General features: G+C 69.2%; 17 protein-coding genes and 2 pseudogenes. 10 read left to right on the top strand and 9 right to left on the bottom strand.

What is annotated here, in order from left to right; translation table 11 throughout:
* Positions 1-51: 51 nt before the first annotated feature.
* Positions 52-3,321: a GH92 family glycosyl hydrolase gene (locus ACZ4WH_RS36240; RefSeq protein WP_468188886.1), complete on the bottom strand. Its 3,270-nt coding sequence runs from the start codon at positions 3,319-3,321 to the stop codon at positions 52-54.
* 413 nt (positions 3,322-3,734) lie between these two features.
* Between ACZ4WH_RS36240 and ACZ4WH_RS36235 the strand changes: the two genes are divergently transcribed.
* From ACZ4WH_RS36235 to ACZ4WH_RS36215, 5 genes are all read left to right on the top strand, one after another.
* Complete coding sequence (locus tag ACZ4WH_RS36235) at positions 3,735-4,139, top strand: hypothetical protein (protein WP_468188884.1); 405 nt, start codon at positions 3,735-3,737, stop codon at positions 4,137-4,139.
* 74 nt (positions 4,140-4,213) lie between these two features.
* A complete protein-coding gene (locus ACZ4WH_RS36230) occupies positions 4,214-4,585 on the top strand; it encodes a J domain-containing protein (RefSeq protein ID WP_468188882.1) in 372 nt (123 codons plus the stop codon).
* A gap of 35 nt (positions 4,586-4,620) precedes the next feature.
* Positions 4,621-6,504, top strand: a complete 1,884-nt coding sequence (gene dnaK / locus ACZ4WH_RS36225) for a molecular chaperone DnaK (protein ID WP_468188879.1) — start codon at positions 4,621-4,623, stop codon at positions 6,502-6,504.
* A 2-nt stretch (positions 6,505-6,506) separates the two neighbouring features.
* Complete coding sequence (gene grpE / locus ACZ4WH_RS36220) at positions 6,507-6,956, top strand: nucleotide exchange factor GrpE (protein WP_468188877.1); 450 nt, start codon at positions 6,507-6,509, stop codon at positions 6,954-6,956.
* Between the two features lie 502 nt (positions 6,957-7,458).
* Positions 7,459-10,197, top strand: a complete 2,739-nt coding sequence (locus ACZ4WH_RS36215; protein WP_468188874.1) for a SpoIIE family protein phosphatase — start codon at positions 7,459-7,461, stop codon at positions 10,195-10,197.
* Between the two features lie 118 nt (positions 10,198-10,315).
* Here the strand turns inward: ACZ4WH_RS36215 and acnA are convergent, their stop codons facing one another.
* Complete coding sequence (gene acnA, locus ACZ4WH_RS36210; protein WP_468188872.1) at positions 10,316-13,033, bottom strand: aconitate hydratase AcnA; 2,718 nt, start codon at positions 13,031-13,033, stop codon at positions 10,316-10,318.
* Between the two features lie 369 nt (positions 13,034-13,402).
* Here acnA and ACZ4WH_RS36205 point away from each other — a divergent pair, with 369 nt between their 5' ends.
* Positions 13,403-14,932 (top strand): helix-turn-helix domain-containing protein, encoded by a 1,530-nt coding sequence (locus tag ACZ4WH_RS36205; protein WP_468188870.1) that lies wholly within the window; start codon positions 13,403-13,405, stop codon positions 14,930-14,932.
* A gap of 299 nt (positions 14,933-15,231) precedes the next feature.
* Here the strand turns inward: ACZ4WH_RS36205 and ACZ4WH_RS36200 are convergent, their stop codons facing one another.
* Positions 15,232-15,675: a PIN domain-containing protein gene (locus tag ACZ4WH_RS36200; protein WP_103815990.1), complete on the bottom strand. Its 444-nt coding sequence runs from the start codon at positions 15,673-15,675 to the stop codon at positions 15,232-15,234.
* Positions 15,672-15,932, bottom strand: coding sequence for a ribbon-helix-helix domain-containing protein (locus ACZ4WH_RS36195; protein WP_103815989.1), 261 nt, complete (start codon positions 15,930-15,932; stop codon positions 15,672-15,674). Before ACZ4WH_RS36195 ends, ACZ4WH_RS36200 begins: the two co-directional genes overlap by 4 nt.
* Before the next feature lie 99 nt (positions 15,933-16,031).
* On the opposite strand from ACZ4WH_RS36195, the pseudogene ACZ4WH_RS36190 reads away from it, so the two are divergent.
* The 4 genes and pseudogenes from ACZ4WH_RS36190 to ACZ4WH_RS36175 form a co-directional block, all read left to right on the top strand.
* Positions 16,032-16,410: pseudogene (locus tag ACZ4WH_RS36190) on the top strand (tyrosine-type recombinase/integrase); the annotation flags it as partial.
* Positions 16,406-16,960: pseudogene (locus ACZ4WH_RS36185) on the top strand (replication initiator); the annotation flags it as partial. The pseudogenes ACZ4WH_RS36190 and ACZ4WH_RS36185, both read left to right, overlap by 5 nt.
* Entirely contained in the window at positions 16,953-17,138 is a 186-nt protein-coding gene (locus tag ACZ4WH_RS36180) for a helix-turn-helix domain-containing protein (protein ID WP_404041166.1), read from the top strand. The pseudogene ACZ4WH_RS36185 and the gene ACZ4WH_RS36180, both read left to right, overlap by 8 nt.
* Positions 17,135-18,403, top strand: coding sequence for a tyrosine-type recombinase/integrase (locus ACZ4WH_RS36175; protein ID WP_468188867.1), 1,269 nt, complete (start codon positions 17,135-17,137; stop codon positions 18,401-18,403). The genes ACZ4WH_RS36180 and ACZ4WH_RS36175 overlap by 4 nt, the downstream gene beginning before the upstream one ends.
* 588 nt (positions 18,404-18,991) lie before the next feature.
* On the opposite strand, the gene ACZ4WH_RS36170 is transcribed toward ACZ4WH_RS36175, so the two are convergent.
* The 5 genes from ACZ4WH_RS36170 to ACZ4WH_RS36150 form a co-directional block, all read right to left on the bottom strand.
* Entirely contained in the window at positions 18,992-19,288 is a 297-nt protein-coding gene (locus ACZ4WH_RS36170; protein ID WP_468188865.1) for a hypothetical protein, read from the bottom strand.
* Positions 19,289-19,299: 11 nt separating this feature from the next.
* Positions 19,300-20,085 (bottom strand): polymorphic toxin-type HINT domain-containing protein, encoded by a 786-nt coding sequence (locus ACZ4WH_RS36165; protein WP_468188863.1) that lies wholly within the window; start codon positions 20,083-20,085, stop codon positions 19,300-19,302.
* A gap of 13 nt (positions 20,086-20,098) precedes the next feature.
* Positions 20,099-20,539 (bottom strand): Imm26 family immunity protein, encoded by a 441-nt coding sequence (locus ACZ4WH_RS36160; RefSeq protein ID WP_468188929.1) that lies wholly within the window; start codon positions 20,537-20,539, stop codon positions 20,099-20,101.
* Positions 20,540-20,590: 51 nt separating this feature from the next.
* The gene (locus tag ACZ4WH_RS36155) at positions 20,591-22,864 is read right to left on the bottom strand and encodes an RHS repeat-associated core domain-containing protein (RefSeq protein ID WP_468188927.1); all 2,274 of its coding nucleotides are present in this window, start codon (positions 22,862-22,864) and stop codon (positions 20,591-20,593) included.
* Between the two features lie 1,981 nt (positions 22,865-24,845).
* The gene (locus tag ACZ4WH_RS36150) at positions 24,846-25,217 is read right to left on the bottom strand and encodes a beta family protein (protein WP_468188861.1); all 372 of its coding nucleotides are present in this window, start codon (positions 25,215-25,217) and stop codon (positions 24,846-24,848) included.
* Positions 25,218-25,603: the final 386 nt, after the last annotated feature.

Below are 25,603 nucleotides of genomic sequence, written 5' to 3'. Positions count from 1 at the left end.
GGCACGGTGCGGAGCGCGGAGTCCGTGTGGATGCGCCCCGCACCGCCGGGGTCAGCGCACCGCGAGGGTGAACACGTGGAGGTCCGCGTTGTGCGGGAGCGTGACGGTCTTGATCTGCTTGCCCGCCGGGGCCTGGTACGGCTTGGTGGCGAAGACGTACGTGGCCACCGGGTCCTTGTCCGCGCCGGCGACGTTGCGGTACGCGGTCTTGGCGACGACCTCGTTGCCGTACTGGACGGTGCCGCCACCGCCGCCCACGGTCCAGTCGGTGAAGGACAGGTCGACGGTGTCGGTGGTGCCGTCGGTGTAGGTGACGGTCGCCTTGGTCTGCTGGTTGCCGTTGACCGCGCTGCCGATGAAGGACAACGCGCCCGCCGGGGAGGCCAGGTGGATGGTCTGGCCGGACGCCGAGGCGTTGTCGGGGCGGCCGGCGGGTGAGGCGGGCCAGGTGAAGGTGAGCCCGCCGACCGTGGCCTGCTCGCCCGGAGTGAGGCCTGCTGCCGCGAGGGCCTGCCGGGAGTAGCTCCAGCCGCCGCCGTCGTAGTCGGCCTCGGCGTGGTCGCCGTCGTCGTCGGAGACGCCGGTGCTGTTGTAGGCGGCGAGCAGGGTGCCCGGGGCGGCCACGGTGAGCGCCACCGGCTGCTCGTAGGAGGAGTCGCCCGAGGTGACCGTGACCCGGACGTCGGCGAAGCCCTGCTCGGCGTCACGCGCCGCCGTGAGGGTGATCTCCTGGGCGCCGTCGGTGACCGTGCCCTCGGCGGGCGTGGCCGTCACCCCGGCCGGGGTCTCCACCCGGAACCGCACCTCGGGACCGGTGCCGCCGGTCAGCGACAGCGCGCGGATGCCGATCTTCGTGCTGTCACCGGGGGCGAGGGTGGCCGTGGTGGGCCCGACACCGATCTGGTACGGCTGCTCGCCCTTCCGGAAGGACGGCGGCGGGCTGCCCGCGCCCCAGTCGCGGTCCGGGGTCGCGGACAGCGTGTAGTCGAGCCGGCCGCCGTCGCGGACGAAGGACGCGGGCAGCCACGGCCGGTCGCTGGTGCGGCCGTTCACCTTCAGGGACCGGACGTAGGGCGCGTCGGCCGCCGCTCCGGTGGCGCGGACGGAGATGTCGTTGCCGTGCGGCCGGTCGATCTCGATCCGCTCGAACAGCGGTGAGGCGAGGACCAGTTCGGCGCGGGACGGCACCTGCGGGTACATGCCGAGGGCGGAGAAGACGTACCAGGCGGACATCGCGCCGAGGTCGTCGTTGCCCGGGATGCCGCCGGGCTCGGTGGACCACAGCTGCCGCATCGCCGCGCGGACGGTCTCCTGCGTCTTGTAGGGGGCGCCGGCGTAGTCGTACAGGTAGGGGACGTTGATCGACGGCTCGTTGTCCAGCTCGGACTTGGCGCCGCCGTTGCCGGTGAAGGCCCAGCCGCCGTCGGCGTCGTGGAAGAAGTCGTCCAGCCGGGCGAGCGCCGCCTCCCGGCCGCCGAGCGCGGCGAAGAGGCCCGCCGGGTCGTGCGGGACCATCCAGGTGTACTGGGCCGCCGTGCCCTCGACGAAGCCGTTGCCCGTGTCCGGGGTGAAGCCCGTGACCCAGCTGCCGTCGGCCTTGCGGTTCGCGATGTAGCCGCCGTCCGGCGCGGCCGCGATGTTGAAGTTGTTCTGCCACCACTGGGCCCGGTGCGCGAAGGTGTCCGCCGTGCCCTTGTCCCCCGCCGCGTGGGCGAGTTGGGAGATCGCGAAGTCCGCGGTGGACATCTCCAGGGTCTCGGCGGCACCGCCCCAGGCGTTGGACACGCTCGGCATGTAGTGCAGCTTGAGGTACTTGTCGAGGGAGGGGCGCTGGCCCGCCGACAGCACGGGCTTGCCGGCCGGGGACAGGTCCTGCGGTGTGGGCACGGTCGCCGCCCGCACGAGGGACTTCAGGGCGCCCTTGAGGTCGAAGTCCGTGCCGCCGAAGGCGCGGATGCCGGCCAGCGCGGCCGGCGAGGGGTCGCCGTTCATGACGTGGGTGCCGCTCGCGCCGTGCAGCCAGCGGTCCCAGACGCCGTTGTTCTGCCGGGCCAGCTCGTACAGGGACTGCGCGATGTCCGAGCCCGTGCGCGGGTCGAGCAGCGTCAGCAGCTGGACCTGGTCGCGGTAGACGTCCCAGCCGGAGAAGGTGCCGTACTGGGCGTGCCGGCGACGGTCGACCGTGTGCACGCGCCCGTCGGCACCCCGGTATCTGCCGTCGGCGTCGCTGATGACGTTGGGGTGCAGCAGCGCGTGGTACAGCGCGGTGTAGAAGGTGGTGCGCTCGGCGTCCGTGCCGCCGCCGACCCGGATGGCGCCCAGCCGCTCCCGCCAGGCCCGCCGGGCCGCCTCCCGGACCGCGTCGAAGGACCGCCCCGGTGGGTTCTCGGCGGCCAGGTTGGCCTCGGCGGCCTCCCGGCTGACGTAGGAGATGCCGACCTTGACGTTGACCGGGCCGTCGCCGGGCGCGAACTGGACGTACCCGCCCGCGCCCTTCCCTGCGACCGGCCGCCCGCCGTGCGAGAAGCCGCCGGTGCCGCCGGACGCCTCCCGGGAGCCGGGGTCGAGCCGGTCGTCGTGCCAGGTGCCGGTGGCCTGGAAGGCACGGTCGAAGCGGGCGGTGAAGTAGAGGGTGTAGTAGGCGCGTTGCCCTTCCGGGTCGAGGTAGCCGCAGAAGTTGCCGGAGGTGACGGAGCCGGAGATCGTCCGGGTGTCCGGGTCGATCGTGACCGTCGAGTCCTCCGAGCCCACCTCGGAGTTGGCGGTGCGCACGAGCAGGGAGGCGGGCTTGCCGGCCGGGTAGGTGAAGCGGGCCGAGCCGGTGCGCGCCGTGGCGGTGAGGTCGGCGGTGACACCGGAGGCCAGGCCGACCTTGTAGTGGCCGGGCTCGGCGGTCTCGTCGGCGTGGTGGAAGTCCGAGGCGTAGACGGCGTCCTTGGTGTCGCTCGCCGGGGAGGAGGTGACCTCACCGGCGTACGGGAAGAACGGGATGTCCCCGCTGCCGCCCGCGCAGCCGGTGCCGGACATGTGGGTGAGGCTGAAGCCGCGGACGCGGGTGGCGTCGTACTGGTAGCCGCCGGGGGCGGCGGTTCTCGTGGCGTCGCCGCGCGTGTTCTCCGGGCTCCAGGAGAGCATGCCGAACGGCACGACGGCGCCCGGGAAGACGTCGCCCCCGTTCTTGGTGCCGATCAGCGGATCGACGTACGGGGTCGGGTCCTTGACGAGGCCGGGGGGAGCGGCGGTCGCCGCCAGGGCGGGAGTTGCGGTGCCGGCGGTCGCGAGGAGCGCGGCCAGCAGCAGGGACGTGGGTCTCAAACGCATGACGCGGCCCTTCCTCCTAACGGACGGGTCGCGCACCACAGGTCGCACAAGCCGCAGGGACAGTAGCGTGCGCCACCGGTACCACGGAAGACCGCGTACGCGCGGGGAGGCGCACGCCCCTGTCACCCGGTCGGGCCAGCCAAGTGGCTTGACATCGTTGTCCGTCGAGGCGGTAGAGTCATGTGCACGACGATTGACAACGATGTCGCGCGTCACACCGCCGCACAAGCCACGCGGTTCCAGGCCATTTCCCTCCGGACAGGCAGCCCACCCCCCTCGCCTGCCCGGCTCGCGGACCCGGTGCCCAAGCCACCGGGTCCGCCCAGAGCGACCCGACCGAGCCGTCAGGGCGAGCCGGGAGCGGGGAACCCGACGGAGAGAGAAGTCGGAGTTCCGCTCTCGGGAGGTCTCCCGTGGCACGGCTGCTGATCGACGGGGACGACCTCGTGGTGCGGCTGTCCTGGGGCGAGCGGCTCCGGGCGCGGCGCCGGGAGGTCCGGCTGCCGGACGCGGTGATCAGGGACGCGCGGATCGAGCGCGACTGGTGGCGCGCGCTGCGCGGGACGCCGGAGCACGGCCGGCGACGGCCCGCCCGCTGTCTGGGCGAGTGGCGGCATCCGGGCGGACGGGACTTCGTCGCGCTGCGGAGTGGGTACCCGGCTGTTCTCGTCGACCTGTGGCCCACCCCCTCCACGGCGCCTCTCTCACGGGTCGCGGTCTCGGTGCCGCCCGAGGAGGCCGACGAGGTGCTCGGGGACCTGCGGCGACGGAGGGTGCCGGAGCGGCCGGCCCCGCCTCCGGCGGCCGGCCACCCTTGACACGGGTCCACTCAAGTTTTATTCCGATTGATAGGCAATTCGGTTCGAACGCGCAGCTCGCGGTGGGTGAGGAGGTGACCCGCACGGTGCAGCCGGACCTGTACGCGGTGCTCGGTGTGGCGCCCTCCGCCACGGCCGAGGTGATCACCTCCGCCTTCCGCCGCAGGGCATGGGAACTGCGGCCGGACACCCAGGTGGACGCGGTCACCGCGGCCCGGTTCGGCGAGGTGCGCGCGGCGTACGAGACGCTCCGCGACCCCGTGCGGCGCGCGGCCTACGACCGGGCGCACGAGCGGTCGTCCCGGCGCCGCCGCGCCCCGTCCGGCGCCGCCGCCGCGGCGAGCCCGCTGTCCCGCCTCCGGTACCTCTTCGTGCCGGGCGGCACGGCCCCCGAGCCGCCGCTGCGCGCGGGACCGGTGCACTGGGAACCCGGTGAGCGGCCGTAGGGCACTCGGGCCGAAGAGGAAGAGGGAGCACGCAGATGGCGCGTCCGGTCGGAATCGATCTCGGTACGACGAACTCGGTGGTCTCCGTCCTGGAGGGCGGCGAGCCCACCGTCATCACCAATACGGAAGGCGCACGGACCACTCCGTCGGTCGTCGCGTTCGCCAAGAACGGCGAGGTGCTGGTCGGCGAGGTCGCCAAGCGGCAGGCCGTGACGAACGTGGAGCGCACCGCGCGCTCGGTCAAGCGGCACGTGGGGGACCACGCGTGGCGGTTCCCGGACCAGGGAGACATCGACGGCAAGCGGTACACCGCGCAGGAGATCTCCGCGCGCGTGTTGCAGAAGCTGAAGCGGGACGCGGAGGCGTACCTCGGTGAGGACGTCACCGACGCGGTGATCACCGTGCCCGCGTACTTCGACGACGCCCAGCGTCAGGCCACCAAGGAGGCCGGTGAGATCGCGGGCCTGAACGTCCTGCGGATCATCAACGAGCCGACGGCGGCGGCGCTGGCGTACGGGCTGGACAAGGGCGAAGAGCAGACGGTCCTCGTCTTCGACCTGGGCGGCGGCACCTTCGACGTGTCGCTGCTGGAGATGGGCGAGGGCGTCATCGAGGTGAAGGCCACCAACGGTGACACGCGTCTCGGCGGCGACGACTGGGACCAGCGGGTCGTGGACCACCTGGTCACGCAGTTCAAGAACAACTACGGCGTCGACCTGGCCAAGGACAAGATGGCCGTGCAGCGGCTGCGGGAGGCGGCGGAGCGGGCGAAGATCGAGCTGTCGTCCTCCAGCGAGACCTCGATCAACCTGCCGTACATCACCGCGTCCGCCGAGGGCCCGCTGCACCTGGACGAGAAGCTGACGCGCGCCCAGTTCCAGCAGCTGACCGCGGATCTGCTGGAGCGCTGCAAGGCGCCGTTCCACAACGCGATCAAGGACGCCGGGATCAAGGTGTCCGACATCGACCACGTGGTCCTGGTGGGCGGCTCGACGCGGATGCCGGCCGTCACGGAGCTGGTGAAGGAGCTGACCGGCAAGGAGCCGCACAAGGGCGTGAACCCGGACGAGGTGGTGGCCGTCGGCGCCAGCCTCCAGGCCGGTGTGCTCAAGGGCGAGGTCAAGGACGTCCTGCTGCTCGACGTCACCCCGCTGTCGCTGGGCATCGAGACCAAGGGTGGCATCATGACCAAGCTCATCGAGCGGAACACGACGATCCCGACCCGGCGCGCGGAGATCTTCACGACGGCCGAGGACAACCAGCCCTCGGTGACCGTGCAGGTCTACCAGGGCGAGCGGGAGATCGCCGCGTACAACAAGAAGCTCGGCATGTTCGAGCTGACCGGGATCGCGCCCGCGCCGCGCGGGGTGCCGCAGATCGAGGTGGCGTTCGACATCGACGCCAACGGCATCATGCACGTCTCGGCGAAGGACCTCGGCACCGGCAAGGAACAGAAGATGACGGTGACCGGTGGTTCGGCGCTGCCCCGAGACGACATCGACCGGATGGTCCGGGAGGCGGAGCAGCACGCGGAGGAGGACCGGCAGCGGCGCGAGGCCGCGGAGACGCGGAACCAGGCCGAGCAGCTCGTCTACTCCACCGAGAAGCTGATCAAGGACAACGGTGACAAGATCCCGGCCGATGCGAAGTCCGAGACGGAGACGGCGCTGGCCGACCTGAAGGAGAAGCTGAAGTCGGAGGACACGGCGGCGATCCGGCAGGCCCTGGACCGTGCCGCGCAGGCCGCGCAGAAGATCGGTACGGCGCTGTACGAACGGTCGCGGAGCGAGCAGGCTGGGCAGACCGGGCAAGCCGGACAGACCGGGCAGGCCGGTGCCGGTGGTACGGCAGCCTCCGGCGGGGACGACGAGGTGGTGGACGCCGAGATCGTCGACGACGACAAGCCGGAGGCGGGCTGACGATGGACGGGGCGCGGACGCGGAACTCGGACGAGGTGGACCGCCTGCTGCGGGAGCGCACCGCCGATCTCCAGCGGGTGAAGGCGGAGTACGACAACTACCGCAAGCGGGTGCGGCGGGACCGGATGGCCGTGCGGGAGATCGCCGTCGCCAACGTGCTGACGGCTCTCCTGCCGGTGGTGGACGCCGTGGACCGGGCGTGCGCGCACGAGCCGCTGACCCCCGGCCTGAAGGACATCGCCGACACGCTGCGGACCCAGCTGGGCTCGCTGGGGCTCCAGGCGTTCGGGGAGGAGGGCGAGCCGTTCGACCCGGCGTGCCACGAGGCGATCGTGCACCACGCGGCACCGGGCACGGACCGGCTGACCTGTACGGAGATCCTGCGCCCCGGCTACCGAATCGGCGACCGTTTGCTCCGCCCCGCACATGTGACGGTGACCGGGCCGCCGTGACTGGGGGGCGGGGGGCCCGGCGGGGGCGGCCCGAACACGGGGCCCGGACGCGGGGGCCCGGACGCGGGGGCCCGAACCCGGAGGCCCGAACCCGGAGGCCCGGACGCGGGGCGGGCGGCCCGGACGGCGCGCGGCGGGCGGGGCTGGGCTCACCGTGCGCTCGGGGGCGGACCCGGCCCCGCCGACGGACCTCGGAGCCGCCCATCCGCCCGTGCACGGAATCCGGCCCAGCCGACGGACAGCGGGCCCGCCGCATCCACCCGCGCACGCTCCCGGCCCGGCCCACGGGCCACGGACTGCCGTATCCACCCGTGCAAGGACCCGGCCCCGCCGACGGACCACAGGGCCCCCGTAGCACCCGTGGACGGAACCACGCCCAGCTGACAGGCCACGGACCCGTCGTAGCCAGCCGTGGGCGGTCCACGGCAGGTCGGAGGCTGTCCTTGTCCATCCCGTGGACGGACCATAGCCACCCGGCGGAACGCGGTGCTACAAATGCCGCATGTCGGACGCATCTGCCCGATTCAGGCGCCTCGCATGGCGCACTGTGATCGGTAAGAGCCCCCGCAGCGTCGCCGGACAGGTCTTCCTGCTCCAGGTGGCGCTGGTGGTGCTGCTCGTGCTCTGCGCCGTCGTCGCTCTCGTCCTACAGTCCAAGCGGGACACCGGCGAGGAGGCCAGGCGCCGGTCCATAGCCGTCGCGGAGACCTTCGCCCACGCCCCGGGCCTGCTGCGCGCCCTGGAGAGCCCCGACCCCTCCCGCGTCCTCCAGCCGCTGACCGAGGCGGGACGCAAGTCGGCGGGCGTGGACTTCATCGTGGTCATGGACACCCACGGCATCCGCTACACCCACCCCATTCCCAGCCGGATCGGCGAGCGGTTCGTGGGCACCATAGGCCCGTCGCTGGCCGGGAAGGTCTACACCGAGAGCGTCCACGGCCCGCTGGGCCACGAGGTCCAGGCCACCGTGCCGGTGGACGACACCCGCGGCAAGGTGGTCGCTCTCGTGTCCGCCGGACTGAAGGTCAAACACGTCACCAGCGAGCTGAACCGGCAGCTGCCGATCATCCTGGCCGCCGGAGGCGGCGCGCTCTTCGTGTCGACCGGCGGCACGGCCCTGGTGGGCCGCAGGTTGCGGCGGCAGACCCACAGCCTGGGTCCGGACGAGATGGCCCGCATGTACGAGCACCACGACGCGGTCCTGCACTCGGTGCGGGAGGGCGTCCTCATCATCGGTGCCGACGGCCGGCTGCTGCTCGCCAACGACGAGGCCCGCCGCCTGCTGGAGCTGCCCCCCGACGCCGAGGGCCGCACGGTGCGGGAGCTGCCGGATCTCGACCCGGCGACGGTGGAACTGCTCGCCTCCGGCCGCGAGGCCAACGACGAGGTGCACTTCGCCAAAGGGCGTCTGCTGGCGGTCAACCAGCGGCCGACGGAGTGCGCGGGCGGCCCCCGGGGCACCGTCGTGACGCTCCGCGACTCCACCGAACTCCAGGCGGTGTCCGGCCGGGCCGAGGCCGCCCGGGAGCGGCTGGAGCTGCTGTACGACGCGGGGCTGTGCATCGGCAGCACCCTGGACGTGATCCGCACGGCCGACGAGCTGGCACGGGTCGCCGTCCCCCGGTTCGCCGACTTCGTCACCGTGGACCTGGCCGAAGCCGTCCTGCACGGCGAGGAGCCGGCTCCGACGGCGCAGGACATCCGCCGGGTCGCCGTGACCGGCATCCAGGACGACCATCCCCTCTACGAACTGGGCCGGCTGATCGACTTCCTCCCCTCCACCCCGCAGGCGCGCGGCTACGACGCCGGACGCTCCGAGCTGGTGACCGACCTGTCGAAGGCCGAGGGCTGGAAGGCGCAGGACCCGGAGCGGACCCGGAGCATCCTGGACTACGGAATCCACTCGCTCATCGCCGCTCCGATCCGGGCGCGCGGTGTCGTCCTCGGCATGGCCAACTTCTGGCGGGCCAAGCGGGAGCCCTTCGACGCGGAGGAGCTGACCCTGGCGGAGGAGCTGGTGGCCCGGGCCGCGGTCAGCATCGACAACGCCCGCCGGTACACCCGCGAGCACGCCCTCGCGGTCACTTTGCAGCGCAGTCTGCTGCCCCGGGCCCTGCCGGAGCAGAGCGCCCTCGACGTCGGCTACCGCTATCTGCCGGCGCAGTCCGGGGTGAGCGGGGACTGGTTCGACGTGATCCCGCTGCCGGGCAGCCGGGTGGCGCTTGCCGTCGGTGACGTGGTGGGGCACGGTCTGCACGCCGCCGCGACGATGGGCCGGCTGCGGACCGCGGTGCACAACTTCTCCACGCTCGACCTGCCGCCCGACGAGCTGCTCCAGCATCTGGACGACCTGGTGGGCCGCCTCGACCAGGACGAACCCTGCCCGGAGAAGTCCGGCGAGATCGTCGGCGCCACCTGTCTGTACGCGATCTACGACCCGGTGACGCGGCGCTGTGTGATGGCCCGGGCCGGCCATCTCGCGCCCGCGCTGGTCGACCCGGACGGCAGCGTCACCTACCCCGACGTGCCGGCCGGGCCGCCGCTGGGCCTGGGCGGCCTGCCGTTCCAGACGGCCGAGCTGGAGCTGGCCGAGGGCAGCCAGCTCGTCCTGTACACCGACGGTCTGATCGAGGACCGCAGGCGTGACCTGGACGAGGGCATGGAGCTGCTGCGCCGGGCCCTGGCGGGGCACCCCGGCCGGTCGCCGGAGGAGAGCTGCCGGGCGGTGCTGGAGCAGCTGCTGCCCGAGCGTCCCGGGGACGACGTCGCCCTGCTCGTCGCACGCACCCGGGCCCTGCCCGCCGACCGAGTCGCCGACTGGGACGTGCCGCGCGACCCGGCCGCCGTGTCGGGGATGCGCGCCGCGGTCTCGGCCAAGCTGACCGAGTGGGGGCTGTCCGAGCTGGGCTTCGGGATGGAGCTGGTGCTGAGCGAGCTGATCACCAATGCCATCCGGTACGGCTCCGACCCGGTCCATGTGCGGCTCATCCATGACCGCAAGCTGATCTGCGAGGTGGCCGACGGCAGCAGCACCTCACCGCATCTGCGGTACGCGGCGACGACCGACGAGGGCGGCCGGGGTCTGTTCCTGGTCTCGCAGCTGGCCGAGCGCTGGGGCACCCGCTACACGCCCCAGGGCAAGGTGATCTGGGCGGAGCTAACGGCACCGAATCCCGCGAAGCTGCTCGGGGACTTCGGGAATCTCGGAGACCTGGGGGACCTGGCGGACCTCGGGGACTGACGGTTCGGCGGAGCCTGGCGGGCGGCCTGGAGGCCGTGCGCGGGGTGGTCGGCGGTACGGCGAAGGGCCGCATCCCCGGCGCCGGGGATGCGGCCCTGAACGGCTGTGCCGCGGTCGTTTACTTCCGGATCAGGCTGCGCAGCACGTACTGCATGATGCCGCCGTTGCGGTAGTAGTCGGCCTCACCGGGGGTGTCGATGCGGACGACCGCGTCGAACTCGACACCGGTGTCGGTGGTGACCTTGACCGTGCGCGGCGTGCGGCCCTCGTTCAGCTCGGTGACGCCGGAGATGGAGAAGGTCTCCTCACCGGTCAGGCCGAGGGACTGGGCCGACGCGCCCTCCGGGAACTGGAGCGGGAGCACGCCCATGCCGATGAGGTTCGAGCGGTGGATGCGCTCGTACGACTCGGCGATGACGGCCTTGACGCCGAGCAGCGCGGTGCCCTTGGCCGCCCAGTCGCGGGACGAGCCGGAGCCGTACTCCTTGCCGGCCAGGACGACCAGCGGGATGCCGGCGGCCTGGTAGTTCTGCGAGGCGTCGTAGATGAAGGAGACCGGGCCGCCGTCCTGCGTGAAGTCGCGGGTGTAGCCGCCCTCGGTGCCCGGCGCGATCTGGTTGCGCAGGCGGATGTTGGCGAAGGTGCCGCGGATCATGACCTCGTGGTTGCCTCGGCGGGAGCCGTAGGAGTTGAAGTCACGACGCTCCACACCGTGCTCGGTGAGGTACTTGCCGGCCGGGGTGTCGGCCTTGATGGCGCCGGCCGGGGAGATGTGGTCGGTGGTGACCGAGTCGCCGAGCTTCGCGAGGACCCGGGCGCCGGAGATGTCGGTGACGGGCTCCGGGTCCATCTGCATGCCCTCGAAGTACGGGGGCTTGCGGACGTAGGTGGACTGCGGGTCCCACTCGAAGGTGTTGCCGGTCGGGACCGGGAGGGACTGCCACTGGGCGTCGCCCGCGAAGACGTCGCTGTAGGACTTGGCGAACATGTCCTCGCCGATGGCGCTGGCGACGACCTCGTTGACCTCGGCCTCGGTGGGCCAGATGTCCTTCAGGTGGACCGGGTTGCCGTCCTGGTCGATGCCGAGGGCCTCACGGGTGATGTCCACCTTCATGGAGCCAGCGATGGCGTACGCGACGACCAGCGGCGGGGACGCCAGGTAGTTCATCTTGACGTCGGGGTTGATGCGGCCCTCGAAGTTCCGGTTGCCGGAGAGGACCGAGGTGACGGCGAGGTCGTGGTCGTTGACGGCCTTGGAGACCTCCTCCGGCAGCGGGCCGGAGTTGCCGATGCAGGTGGTGCAGCCGTAGCCGACGAGGTTGAAGCCCAGCTTGTCCAGGTACGGGGTGAGGCCGGCCTTCTCGAAGTAGTCGGTGACGACCTTCGAACCCGGGGCGAGGGTGGACTTGACCCACGGCTTGCGGGTCAGGCCCTTCTCGACCGCCTTCTTGGCGACCAGGGCGGCGCCGATCATGACGTACGGGTTCGAGGTGTTGGTGCAGGAGGTGATGGCCGCGACCGTCACCGCACCGTGGTCCAGCTCGTAGGTGGTGCCGTCGGGGGCGGTCACCGGGACCGGGTTGCTCGGGAAGCCGTTCGGGGCGACGGCCGGGGCGTCGGAGGCCGGGAAGGACTCCTTGCCCGCCTCGTCGACGTCGTCGACGTAGTTGCGGACGTCCAGCTTGAACTGCTCGGCGGCGTTCGCGAGGACGATGCGGTCCTGCGGGCGCTTCGGGCCGGCGATGGACGGGACGACGGTGGAGAGGTCCAGCTCCAGCTTCTCGGAGAAGTCGGGCTCGGCCGCCGGGTCCAGCCAGAGGCCCTGCTCCTTGGCGTAGGCCTCGACCAGGGCGACCTGCTGCGCGGAGCGGCCGGTCAGGCGCAGGTAGTTCAGGGTCTCGTCGTCGATCGGGAAGATCGCGGCGGTGGAGCCGAACTCCGGCGACATGTTGCCGATGGTGGCGCGGTTGGCCAGGGAGGTGGCGGCCACACCCTCGCCGTAGAACTCGACGAACTTGCCGACGACGCCGTGCTTGCGCAGCATCTCGGTGATGGTGAGCACGAGGTCGGTGGCGGTGGTGCCGGGCTGGAGCTCACCGGTGAGCTTGAAGCCGACGACGCGCGGGATGAGCATGGAGACCGGCTGGCCGAGCATGGCGGCCTCGGCCTCGATGCCGCCGACGCCCCAGCCGAGGACGCCGAGGCCGTTGACCATGGTGGTGTGCGAGTCGGTGCCGACCAGGGTGTCCGGGTAGGCCTTGCCGTCGCGGACCATCACGACACGGGCCAGGTGCTCGATGTTCACCTGGTGGACGATGCCGGTGCCCGGGGGGACGACCTTGAACTCGTCGAAGGCGGTCTGGCCCCAGCGCAGGAACTGGTAGCGCTCCTTGTTGCGGCCGTACTCCAGCTCGACGTTCTGCTTGAAGGCGTCGTTGGTGCCGAACTTGTCGGCGATGACGGAGTGGTCGATGACCAGCTCGGCCGGCGCCAGCGGGTTGATCTTGGCCGGGTCGCCGCCCAGCTCCTTGACGGCCTCACGCATCGTGGCGAGGTCCACGACACAGGGCACGCCGGTGAAGTCCTGCATGATCACGCGGGCGGGCGTGAACTGGATCTCCTGGCTGGGCTGGGCCTGGGAGTCCCAGCCGCCCAGGGCGCGGATGTGGTCGGCGGTGATGTTAGCGCCGTCCTCGGTGCGGAGCAGGTTCTCCAGCAGCACCTTCAGGCTGTACGGAAGGCGAGCCGAGCCTTCCACCTTGTCCAGCCGGAAGATCTCGTACGACTCGTCGCCCACCTGCAGCGTGCTGCGGGCGTCGAAGCTGTTCGCCGACACGACAGTCTCCTTCATTGATGTGCGCGTACCACCGTCAATCGTGCCGCCACGCCGGCTTGGCCGAACCAGTAAGGTCAGGCTAAGTTAGGCATGCCTTACTGGAGTGGCGGCTACGGTGCGCCTCGGCAGATATCTCGATGTCGAGATAACTCTAGTACATGGGCGCGGTCCGGTCATGCCCAACCCGGTCCCGATGTGCCCCCACGTCACGCGCCGCGCTCGGACGTCAAACGACATCGGTGGATTTGTCCCGACCTTTCCGGGCGCACAGCGCGCATTCGGCCAAGCGGTCCTGACGGAACGTCACCGGCGTCACCCGAATGGACCCCCTGACGGGCGCCATCTCATATCTGAGATAGCCTCAGCCTCATGTCAGACGACTACCTCGTACGCATCGGCAAGCTCATCCGTGACGCCCGGCAACACCGGGGCTGGACACAGGCGCAGCTCGCGGAGGCGCTCGGAACCAGCCAGAGCGCGGTCAACCGCATCGAGCGCGGCAACCAGAACATCAGCCTTGAGATGATCGCCCGAATCGGTGAAGCCCTGGACAGCGAGATCGTGTCGCTGGGCTACGCGGGTCCGATGCATCTGCGCGTGGTCGGCGGCCGCCGTCTGTCCGGCGCCATCGACGTCAAGACCAGCAAGAACGCGGGCGTGGCCCTGCTGTGCGCCTCGCTGCTGAACAAGGGGCGCACGGTGCTGCGCCGGGTGGCGCGGATCGAGGAGGTGTACCGCCTTCTGGAGGTGCTCAACTCCATCGGCGTGCGCACCCGCTGGATCAACGACGGCGTCGACCTCGAACTCGTCCCGCCCGCCGAGCTGGAGATGGGCGCGATCGACGCGGAGGCCGCCGTCCGCACCCGCTCGATCATCATGTTCCTGGGTCCGCTGCTGCACCGCATGGACCACTTCAAGCTGCCGTACGCCGGCGGCTGCGACCTGGGCACGCGGACCATCGAGCCGCACATGATCGCGCTGCGCCGGTTCGGCCTGGAGATCGCGGCCACCGAGGGCCAGTACCACGCCCGGGTGGACCGCTCCGTCCGTCCCGACCGGCCGATCGTGCTGACCGAACGCGGCGACACGGTGACCGAGAACGCGCTGCTGGCCGCCGCCCGGCACGACGGCGTCACGGTCATCCGCAACGCCTCCTCCAACTACATGGTTCAGGACCTGTGTTTCTTCCTTGAGGCGCTGGGCGTCAAGGTGGAGGGCATCGGCACCACCACGCTCACCGTGCACGGCGTGCCGAACATCGACGCCGACGTCGACTACTCCCCCTCCGAGGACCCGGTCGAGGCGATGAGCCTGCTGGCCGCCGCCGTGGTCACCGAGTCTGAGCTGACGGTGCGCCGGGTGCCCATCGAGTTCCTGGAGATCGAGCTGGCGGTCCTGGAGGAGATGGGCCTCGACCACGACCGGTCGCCGGAGTACTTCGCGGACAACGGCCGCACCCGCCTGGTCGACCTCACGGTCCGCCCCTCCAAGCTGGAGGCGCCGATCGACAAGATCCACCCGATGCCGTTCCCCGGCCTGAACATCGACAACGTCCCGTTCTTCGCGGCCATCGCCGCGTCGGCGCAGGGTCAGACCCTCATCCACGACTGGGTGTACGACAACCGGGCCATCTACCTGACCGACCTCAACCGCCTCGGCGGGCGGCTCCAGTTGCTGGACCCGCACCGGGTGCTGGTCGAGGGCCCGACCCGCTGGCGCGCCGCCGAGATGATGTGCCCGCCGGCCCTGCGGCCCGCGGTGGTGGTCCTGCTGGCGATGATGGCGGCCGAGGGCACGTCGGTACTGCGCAACGTGTACGTCATCAACCGCGGCTACGAGGACCTGGCCGAGCGCCTGAACTCGATCGGGGCGCAGATCGAGATCTTCCGGGACATCTGAACGCCTTACGAAAAACTGCCGCCTAACCCCCTCTGACCTGCACAAATGCGGCGTGAGAGGGGAGGTGGTGGCGCCCCTGGGACTTCTCAGGGACTTTGAGTCGGCCCCGACGCCTTCCGATCGCTACACACTCCACACGATGCGTCATGGGAAAGGTGTCGGCGGGAACCGCATCCGAGAAACCGCAGGTCAGATAGGGTTCCCTACCGCGCCAGGGGAGCCCGCGAAGGTCGCGAGCGTCATATGAGCGTCACGACCGGTGGAATCCAACGGAAGACACAGCCAGGCGCCATCCGACATCAGATCGGAAGGTCGTCGGGCAGCACCCGGAACACCTTGTGCCGGCCCAATGGGCGGACAGCCCGGAAATCGCGCCGGTCGAGCGTGAGTACAGCGTCGGTGTCGTACTCAGCGGCAAGGGCCACGTTCACCGCGTCCGCGAGGTCCAGGTCCAAGTCGCGATAGCGCGCACGCACTGACTGGGCGACACCCAGATGGTCCTCCGTGATCTCGGGCAGAACGACACGGCCTCGTCGCACCCAGTGGCGGATGTCGTCGACCGCGCTGAGCGCCGCTTCACGGCCCAGCTCGCGCGTGGCGACGTGGTCGATCTCCGCGAGCAGCAGCGGGGACATCACCAGGAGCCCAGCAGCCATGATGGCTTCGTTCGACGCCTGGTGCTCGGGGTGGGCGGAGTCGAGCGCCGCAAGCAGCCCGGAGGTGTCCGCGATGACGACGATCACGCAGCGGTCCCGGGCTCGGCCTCGCGGCGCACCGCATCGGCAACAGCGTCACGCACGTCCTGCTTGCCGGGAGTGCGTCCCGCTCCCCGGAAGGTGCGGGAGAAAAGAGGCTCGTCCCATACACGGTTGGCCATGGCCGCGAGATGGATGCCCTGGCGGATGATCTCTGCCTCGCTGATACCGCGCCGCTTCGCAGCCTCTTTGATGATCGCGAGATCTTCCGGGTCAGCGTAGACGTTGGTGCGCTTCATCGACATGTACCAAGAGTAGCGTATGTACCATGATGATGTATGCGCATGACTCGGGGCGCTCCATGATCGATGCTTCCCGACGGGGCAGCAGACGGTCGTATCCCCGACGCGGGTACCGCCGCCATCTGCCGCACACTCCAGCGCACCAGCACTGGCGGACTCACCACGCTGCCCACCAAAAACGCGGGCCTCCGAGCGCCGCCTCCCCACCCGCTGCGTCCAGTCGCTGAAGCTCCGCCACGAGCAGCAGCAGCGCGAGCGTGAGGCCGCGGGCACGACGTGGCGGCACGACGGGCACGTGTTCACCACCGCGCAGGGCCGACCGATCGACCCGACCAACCTCACCCGCTCCTTCACCACGCTCCTCCGCGAGGCCGGCCTCCGCCGCATCCGCTTCCACGACCTCCGCCACTCGACCGCCACCCTCCTTCTGGAACAGGGCGTCGAACTCGTCGTCATCAAGGAACTCCTCGGCCACGCCCATCGACGGGCCTGAGGTCAACGGCCGCGCTCGCTCCTTCGCCTTCGGCGAGCAGATCGTCACCAGGGTCATCCGGTCCGCCGCCTTCCAGGGCGGGACCACGATCACCGAGGGAAAGGTTGCCGGATACGTCGCCAAGTACGCCACCAAGGGCACCGAAGCCGCGACCGGCACCCTCGACCACTGGCTGAAGAGGATCACCGACCTCTGGTTCGAGTCCATACCTGAGCACGCCGCCCGGATGATCCGCACCGCCTGGGCCCTCGGCGCCCGCGACGACCTCAAGCACCTGAACCTGCGCAAGTGGGCCCACATGCTCGGATTCCGCGGCCACTTCTCCACCAAGACCCGCGCCTACTCCACCACCCTCGGCGCCCTCCGCGCCGCCCGGGCCGCCCGGCAACGCCGCCACGCCCCTCCGCCCTCACAGACGACCCTCGTGCTCGCTCACTGGGCCTACGACGGCACCGGCCTCACCCCCGACCTCGAACGCCTCGCCACCCTCATCGGCGGCGGCCCTACACGAGCAGAGGCGGTGACAGCCGATGCATGACGACGAACTCCTCACCGTCCCCCAGGCCATGGCCCGCCTCAAGATCGGCCGCTCCGCCCTCTACGACCTCCTGCGCACCCGCCGCCTCGCCTCGCTGACTATCGGCCGCGCCCGCCGCATCCCCGCCCACGCCCTCGCTGACTACGTCCAGCGCCACCTGGAAGAGGCCGCCCGATGACTGCCCCCAAGCGCAAGAAGGCCCGCGCCAACGGCGAAGGCACCATCTACCAACGCAAGGACGGCCGCTGGGAAGCCGCCGGCTACGTCCTCGCCGCCAACGGGACCCGCAAACGAGTCCGCGTCTACGGCACCACCCGCAGAGAAGCCGCCGACAGACTCGCCGAGAAGATCGCCGACAGCAACCGCGGCCTCCCCGTCGCCACCGCCGACAGCACCATCGCCGACTACCTCACCTACTGGCTGGGCAACGTCGCCGTCCACCGGCTCCGCGAGAACACCCACACCCGCTACACCACCTGCATCCGCCTCCACCTCATCCCCGGCCTCGGCACCAAGAAGATCGCCCGCCTCACCGCCAAGGACGTCCGCAGCTTCCTCGACCGCCTCCGCACCACATGCCAGTGCTGCACCCAGGGACTCGACACCGAACGGAAGCAGTGCTGCGCGATCGGCGAGTGCTGCCAGAAGCGGCTGTCCCCACTGACCGTGACCTACGTGCACTCGGTCCTCAAATCCGCTCTCGAACACGCCGTCCGCGAAGACGAACTGCCCCGCAACGTCGCCCGGAACGTCAAGACCACCGCACCCCGGCCCAGGCGCTTCCAGCCCCTCACCTCGACCGAAGCTCGCCAGTTCCTCGACGCCGCCCACGCCGACCGGCTCCACGCGCTGTACGAACTCGCCCTCCGTACCGGCCTCCGCAAAGGTGAACTCCTCGGCCTCCACTGGGAAGACCTCGACCTCAACGCCGGAACGGCCACCATTCGCCACTCGCTCCAGCGCACTCGCACCAGCGGCCTCACCCGTCTTCCAACCAAGACCCGGGCGTCCGAACGCCGTATCGCACTCCCGACAGAATGCATCCACTCCCTCAAGAAGCACCAGGAACGGCAGGACAAGGAGCGCGAGACCGCAGAGTCAGCCTGGCAGGACAGCGGCCACGTCTTCACCACGCCCGCAGGACGGCCTCTCTACCCGGCCAACCTCACCCGCCGCTTCCGCACCTTCCTCAACCGGGCCGGCCTCCGATGCATCCGCTTCCACGACCTCCGCCACTCGACCGCCACCCTGCTCCTGGAACAAGGCGTCGACCTCGTCGTGATCAAAGAACTGTTGGGCCACGCCCACATCGGCGTCACCGCCGGCGTCTACGCCCAGGTACGACTCCGACTCCAACGCCAAGCCATCGACACCCTCGGCAACGCCCTCGCTGCCCAGGACGACGACCCTGACGCCCCGCCCGCCGCAGCCGTCGTCCGCTGACGTTGCCGTCACCGTTGCCGTCAAACGCCCAAGAAGCCCCGCCGGAACGAAATCCGGCGAGGCCTGCGCTCCGAGAGGGGGCGATTCACCGCTACGCAAAGACGAAGGTCGTCACGCAGAGATGAGAAGTTATCATGCCGTCCGACTTGCCGGATAGAGCCCCTCCGTCAGAGCTTGTGGAATCACCACGACTCATCGCCCGTCAGAACGATGACTACCTCATCAGGCTCATCGGTTCCGTCTCCGTAGACATCGACCCGATTCTCTACATTCGGAACGGGAATCAGCAGTCTCACCGATTCATTTGGATCCGAAATTTCGAGGGACGCCTTGGGGAGAGTCGGGTTCCCTGAGTACACAAGCACCTTTCCACTCGGCTAGTAAGGCCCCTGCACACATTGGACTGACACCGGGCCACTGGCGGCTTGCTGCACCGCGATGAACAAGGAGTCCGGACCACCGTGCACTATGTCAGCAGCAGCGTCCCAGCCTGCGTGGTCGTCGACACTCCCCGCGCGGCAGCAACAACCAGACCGTGCGCGAATCTTATCGTGCACGAGGCGAAAAGCATCCAAAATCGGGAGATAATCAATCTTCATACTCCCAGGGGCTGATTTCCCAAGGATCTGAAGCCGACTCCCGAGTGGCTGCGTATCCGGTCGGAATGGTCAACGCCTCGGCCACCGTCTCATCCCAGCTAAGAACGTGGCTCAGGTGATAAATCCCGCAAGCCTCCTCCTCATTTGGATCATTTACACCATCTCCGATGAGCCAGTCCCCTTCGTCGTCGTGTACTACAATCAACGCAGGCATTTCACCTTTGATGATGGTGCGTTGTACAACACCAGCTACATCAGGCACAGCAGAGGCACCTTCATCACTCATGTGCCCGACCCCTAACTACCCGGTATTCCGCCATTCGGTAATGTCCCCATCTCTTCCCACAGCTCAGAATAGGTTTGGTCGTTCTTGACCTCACTATTGCATACCCGGCACAGCACACTGCCGTTGCTGGGATCCCCGGAGCCACCTCGCGATTGAGGTTCGACGTGATCAACTGCACCTTCGTTGGAGGGAGGCGTCACGCCGCTGCGTGATTGTTGCGGCCTAACAAGCGGCTCGCCACACAGGTCGCATTTCGCCACACCACCGTTCGCGGCCTCATTAGCGTCCCAGACTTTCTTCTTACCTGCTCGGGTAAAGGGCTTACCTGGACGACTTCCAGGAGTCCCGCCAGCAACCCTCGGACAGTTATGGACCAGTACCGGCGCGGCCCCGGCGAGCACATAGTACGTGTGCAGTGTGCCGACGGTGAGGTCGTAGGTGGTGTGGTGCTGGTGGAAGTTGTGGGCCTTGGTGACCAGCACGGCGGTGCCGTCGGGCTGGCGCAGTTCCGTGCCGGGAGTGAGGTCGTGGGCGTCGGTCCAGCGGTGGTGGGTGGTGTCCCAGAAGGGGTGGTGCCAGGTGGTGGTGAGGGTTTCGGTGTGGTGCTTGGTGTGGTGGGGCGGGCCGCGGGTGGGGGCCGTGTCGAGGGTGAGGGTGGTGAAGTCCTTGTCGGTCGTGGTGACGATGACCTGCTGGACCTTCTCGGGTGCCGTGACACCGGTCTGCGGGTCGGTGGCCAGGACGGTGTCGTATCGCGCCCCATGCCGAGACAACGATCGCCCCACCACGTAGGACACGGTCTTTAGAGCTTCACAGCTTTACTTTCATCGACTCCACGAACACATTCGGGCGCCCGGCATAATGGTCTGCGATACGACTTTCGATGTGCTCAGCGGACCAAACAGCACTACGCTCCAAGCCTACGCACGCCTCAGGCGCTACCTTCGTTTCCACTCCGCCAGTATCAACAACGACACAGTCGGCAAGATCGAGGACGTTCTGCCGAAAAAACGCAGGCACCGGCGGAAGATTTCCTTTGAGGATACGACCAACAATCGACCCCCATCGGCCTTTCGAATAGGTCGAAGTATGAACAGCTACAATGAACAATGGATCTTTTTCGAAGCTGGTCGGCTTGTCGGCAACTACAGCCGTGTCCTCATAAAAAGCCATGTAAGGACGCGTGGCCAGCATCACCCCGTACGCGGCCCCCCCATCGGGCAACGGCATTCTGAGGACGCCTCCAGGCATAAATCTTACAGACATCCTCAGATGCTCCTATCCTCGCAAGTGTTTACGGGGCTACGGCTCACCGAACGCTTCCGCAGCGGCATTCATATAGGTCTCTCGGAGAGAGTTATCTTCCGCCACGCCGCGAATGGCATTACCTGACGTGCCGCCAGCACTTTGCGCACCACCGAAGGCATCGATCAGTTGTTGCTCACGGCCACGAATGGCCTGATACGCCGGATCGCTGTGTCGCTCGGCAACACTCTTGGTCGCCACTGCGGACTTGTCAAGAACAGCAGGGCCGAACCCCTTCGCGGTCATATGGTGGCCCGCGTCACGGGCCGCAACGATCTGTTCCGGCGTCCCGATTCCCCGAGACCGACCAGTGTAAACGGCGCCCGTCTCCGGATTCGTCTTCGTGTACGTCACGTAAGTGACATTGCAGTTGTGGACGAGGACCGGAGTGGCTCCCGCCAGCACAAAGTACGTGTGCAGTGTGCCGACGGTGAGGTCGTAGGTGGTGTGGTGCTGGTGGAAGTTGTGGACCTTGGTGACCAGCACGGCGGTGCCGTCGGGCTGGCGCAGTTCCGTGCCGGGAGTGAGGTCGTGGGCGTCGGTCCAGCGGTGGTGGGTGGTGTCCCAGAAGGGGTGGTGCCAGGTGGTGGTGAGGGTTTCGGTGTGGTGCTTGGTGTGGTGGGGCGGGCCGCGGGTGGGTGCCGTGTCGAGGGTGAGGGTGGTGAAGTCCTTGTCGGTCGTGGTGACGATGACCTGCTGGACCTTCTCGGGTGCCGTGACACCGGTCTGCGGGTCGGTGGCCAGGACGGTGTCGCCGGGTTTGATGTCGCTGATGGGTTTGGAGGTTCCGTCGGCGAGTCGTACCGCGGTGGCGGCTACGAAGCTGTGGACGGCGCAGGCCACGCCTTCTGCGGCGGCGGTGCCGGCGCTTTCCGCGACTCTGGCCTCTTCGACGGCGTGTTCGGCCTTGAGGGCGTCCTCGGCGAGCCTGGCGGCTTCTTCGGCGTCCTTGACTGCGGTGTAGGCGCGGTCGAGGGCGCGCCAGATCGCCAGGGCCTCGATGCCCACCTTGATGGCTTTGAAGACCTTGCCCCACGGAACCGCGGTGAGGGCTGTGTTGATACAGCCCATGACGTCGCCCTTGGTGAAGCAGTTGTAGGCGTCCGTTACGCCGATGACGTCGGCGACCATGTTCAGCAAGCGGTGCTTGAGGCCGCCGGCCTGCTTCTTGGCCGCCGCGACGGTGGCGTCGGCCGTGGCCTTGGCGCGGGCGACCGCGCGGGACTCGGCCTGGGGGTCGTAGGTCTTCTTGCTGATGTTGCCGCCGCTGTAGCCGATGGAGTGGCCGTCGGAGCAGTGGCCGTGGTGGCAGACGGCGCTGTTGTGGCCGGCGCCGCCGGGGTCGACGGGGCCGGTGTCGACGTAGCGCTTGGGGTTGCTCTTGCTGGTGCCGGTCCCGCCGATGGGGTAGCCGATGCCGCACTGGTCGGCCATGCACAGACCCGAGGGGTCCGACTCGGTGACCGGGGAGTCGCCGGCGTAGTCGTAGGCGTTCCAGGTCTGTGGTGAGCCGGGGTCCAGCAGGGGGTCGGGGCTGAGGAAGCGGCCGATGGCGGGGTCGTATTCGCGGGCGCCGAGGTTGGTCAGGCCGGTGTTGTCGTCCTGGGTGCCGCCGACGTAACCGCGCTGGCCCGCTGTCCAGGTGCCGGACTGGTCGCGGGACTCGCCGAAGGGCTTGTACTGGCGGCGGGTGACCGCCTGGCTCTGGGAGTCGACGGCCAGGGTGCTGGTGCCCTGCCGGTCGGGGATCAGATAGGTGACGTGGCCGTCGGAGGAGTGGGTCGCGACCGTTTCCCCCGCGAGGGAGATGTAGCGGATGCCGTCACAGCTGGTGGCGTCCTTTTTGAGGGTGATCTCCTCGTCGCCGGTGTAGAGGGTGGTGGCGTCGGAGCTACGGCGGATCAGAAGGCTGCCGTCGGCGTCGTACAGGTACGTCGTGTCGCCCGCGCTGCCGGTGGAGGACAGACCGGACAGCCGGCCCTCGTCGTTGTAGGTGAAGGTGTCGGTGCCCGAGCGGGTGGTGCGGGTGTGGACGTTGCCGTCCTCGTCGTAGGTGTAGGCGTTGGTGGTGTCGGACGCCGAGTCGCCCGGTACCACCTTGTCCACCTGGGACACGGCGTGGGCAGGGCCCTTGCCCGCGGCGAACGGGGTGTAGCTCGACGTCGCGTCGTGGCTGGTGTCGCCGGCGGTGTCGTGGTCGACCTGGGTGGCCCGGGCGCCGGTGGCGTCGTAGGTCCAGGACTGCCAGTACGGTGACGGGCCGCCCACCATGGGAGAGGCTCCGGGGGCGGGAGAGGCCGCGCATGCGTCGGTGGCTGTCCAGGCGGACTGGAGGCGCTGCGCCCAGTCGTAGGTGAAGCACTGGGTGTCGGTCTGGCCGGTCTCCAGCTTGTCCGTGATCTTGGTGACGTTCCCGGATGGCTGGTAGGCGTAGGAGGTCTGGTCGGCTATCGCGGCGCCCGACTGGGTCACGGTGGTGGAGCCGGTGAGCCGGTGGGTCTGGTCGTCGTAGGTAAGGGTTTGCTGGGCGAAGTTGCCCGTGGTGCCGTAGGTGAACTGGTAGGGCTCGGCGAACTCGGTGTAGGTGAGCTTGTTGACGTACTGCCAGCCGTTGACCCCGCCGACGGCGACCGGGCGACCGAAGGCGTCGTAGGTGTAGGCGACCGTCTCCTGAGGGAGGTTGACGGTGGTCGGGTCCTGGTCGGTGTAGCTGGAGAGGGTGCCTGTCAGGTTGTAGTGGTTCTGGTGGATGTAGTTCCCGGCCAGGGCGCCCTCGGTGGACGGGACGACGAGTTCGGTGGCCTGGACCCAGCCGTGGCTGTCGTAGCCGAGGATCTTGTCCGTGTAGGCGGCGCCGGTGGTGCCGCCAACGTAGCGGGTGGAGGAGGTCGGCTCGCCCTTCTTGAGCGTGTCGTAGGTCCACGACGCCAGTTCGTTGGCCGTCGACGGCTGGGCGCCGCCGGTGATGTCGTACTCGGCCTTCTTGCGGCCCATCTCGTCGTAGGTGTACGCGATGGTCTTGCCGCGGTTGTCGGTGGTGCTGAGCAGCTGGCCGGCGTTGTCGTAGGCGGAGGACGAGGTGCCGGTGTCGGGGTCCGTCTGGGAGGTGCGGCGGCCGAGCAGGTCGTAGCCGCTGCTCCAGGTGTGTCCCTGGTGGTCGTCCTGGCCTATCTGGTGGCCTGCCGCGTCGTAGGTGTAGCTGACGGTGTCCGCCGTACCGGTGGGTGCGGTGCCGTGGTAGCGGAGCAGCTTGACGAGCTGACCGCGTGCGTCGGTGTAGGTGGTGGTGGGAGTGGCGCCTTCCGGCGGGGTGACGTCGACGCGGTCGGAGCCGGGGTAGGCGGTGGTGGTCCGCCAGGTCTCAGACGCGAAGTGGTAGGCGATCGACGCGGTCACGCGGCCTGCGCCGTCGTAGACGGTGCCGGTCTGCGAGGGGGTCTGGTTGTCGGGCGCGTCGACCAGGGTCGCGGAGGGGGCACCGGAGTTGTAGTAGGCGTCGGAGGTGCTGACCGGCCATCCGTGGCTGTCGTAGACGGTGTCGGTGATGGTGCGGCCGCCGTCGACGGTCGCGGTCTGGGTCTCCCTCGGCCGCAGCATCGAGTCGTAGATGGCGATGGAGGTGCGGTAGGTGTTGTCGTCGTCGAGGGTCTGGGTGGTGACCGAGGACGTGGTGTCGGGGGTGAGGTTGTAGCTGTACTTGGTGTTGGGGTTGTTGGAGGTGGAGAAGCCCGGCTTCCAGACGGCGGTGAGACGGCCCAGCGGGTCGTAGGCGCTGGTGGTGGACAAGCCGGCCGCGTCGGTGGTCTTCAGGTCGAGACCGCGGGCCGGGTCCAGGGTGGTCGTGGTGGTGAAGCCGGTGGTCTGTCCGGTGACCTTGGGCTTGGTGACCGTGACGGAGGTCGGGGCCGCTCCGGTGGCCGGGCTGTAGGCGGTGGTCGTGGTGCGGTTGTCGCCGTCGGTCTCGGTCAGCTCGCGGCCGTAGGCGTCGTAGGTGTTCTTCAGGGCGGTGATGTAGTGGACGGTGCCGTCGGCCGCCACCGAATCGGCCTTCTGCACCATCGTCACGTCGCCCTTGGTGGGGACCGCCGTGTTGTCGGTGGCGTTGTCGAAGAAGGTCAGATCGTCACTGACCAGGTCCTGCGGGTAGGCCGGGGTGGCCGAGCAGCCGACCGAGACCTCCTGGACCCGGCGCGGCATGGGCAGCGTGACGCCGGCGGAGTCCTTGGCGTACCAGGTGCGGGTGCAGGTCTCGTCACCCGGCGTGTCGGTGTCGCCCTTGTCCTCCACGGCCGTCGGCAGGCCGGTGGTGTCGTCGAGGGTGCGGCCCAGTGACCGGCCGCAGCCGTCCCAACTCGCAGTAGACGAGCAGCGCTTCGGCGAGGGCGGCGATCTGGGCCTCCTCCCCGAAGGGAGCGTCGATCCATCCACCGTGTCGGCTCACGGCACTCACCGGATCGACGTACGTGCCGACCACCGTGGCCAGCGTCTCCGGGGCCACGCCGGGCAACGGAGGGAGGTTCCACAGCGGCCTGATCGCGGCCCTGACTTCCGGCCAGAGCCGCCGGAAAGCCCCGGTCGCGTGCGGCTTCGTCGGCAGAACGGGAACATAGAGCGATCCGGACATCGCGACTCCCCCTCGGCACCGTCCGTGCGCATCCCTTCGCGTCAGGGTCCGTTCATCTCGCAGCAGTTGAAAAGAGGGCGATTTCAGCCCGCATGGCAGATGTGGGCAGGTGCCTGGGAGGGTATGACGCGAGTTGCACGCTTCGTGATGCTCGTTGGCCCAGACACTCCAAGTGCAGGGGAACTGAGGGCATTCAGCGGCACGTGTCAGGGCCGTGGGCCGGACGGTTCGCTGACCGGGCGTGAGCGCCCGCCCGTTCCACCATGGGCGCGAAGCATGAACCACCGGACACTAGGCCGTTTCCTTCAGATCATCGGATCGTTGGTCTGGTGTGTCGTTGACTGACGCCCAGTGGGCACGCATTGAGCCGTTGCTGCCGGACCGGA

The sequence above is a fragment of the Streptomyces sp. NPDC029138 genome, assembly GCF_055564375.1.
Note: the sequence above shows the minus strand (reverse complement) of the source record. Positions and strands in the feature narration are given on the sequence as shown.

Coding starts and splice junctions, on each gene's coding strand:
- ACZ4WH_RS36180 (WP_404041166.1), top strand. CDS start 16,953: ATGCATGACGACGAACTCCTCACCGTCCCCCAGGCCATGGCCCGCCTC.
- ACZ4WH_RS36215 (WP_468188874.1), top strand. CDS start 7,459: ATGTCGGACGCATCTGCCCGATTCAGGCGCCTCGCATGGCGCACTGTG.
- ACZ4WH_RS36205 (WP_468188870.1), top strand. CDS start 13,403: ATGTCAGACGACTACCTCGTACGCATCGGCAAGCTCATCCGTGACGCC.
- ACZ4WH_RS36155 (WP_468188927.1), bottom strand. CDS start 22,864: ATGGTGGGCGGCCCGTCACCGTACTGGCAGTCCTGGACCTACGACGCC.
- grpE (WP_468188877.1), top strand. CDS start 6,507: ATGGACGGGGCGCGGACGCGGAACTCGGACGAGGTGGACCGCCTGCTG.
- ACZ4WH_RS36170 (WP_468188865.1), bottom strand. CDS start 19,288: ATGAGTGATGAAGGTGCCTCTGCTGTGCCTGATGTAGCTGGTGTTGTA.
- ACZ4WH_RS36160 (WP_468188929.1), bottom strand. CDS start 20,539: ATGCCTGGAGGCGTCCTCAGAATGCCGTTGCCCGATGGGGGGGCCGCG.
- ACZ4WH_RS36150 (WP_468188861.1), bottom strand. CDS start 25,217: ATGTCCGGATCGCTCTATGTTCCCGTTCTGCCGACGAAGCCGCACGCG.
- ACZ4WH_RS36175 (WP_468188867.1), top strand. CDS start 17,135: ATGACTGCCCCCAAGCGCAAGAAGGCCCGCGCCAACGGCGAAGGCACC.
- dnaK (WP_468188879.1), top strand. CDS start 4,621: ATGGCGCGTCCGGTCGGAATCGATCTCGGTACGACGAACTCGGTGGTC.
- ACZ4WH_RS36195 (WP_103815989.1), bottom strand. CDS start 15,932: ATGTCGATGAAGCGCACCAACGTCTACGCTGACCCGGAAGATCTCGCG.
- ACZ4WH_RS36240 (WP_468188886.1), bottom strand. CDS start 3,321: ATGCGTTTGAGACCCACGTCCCTGCTGCTGGCCGCGCTCCTCGCGACC.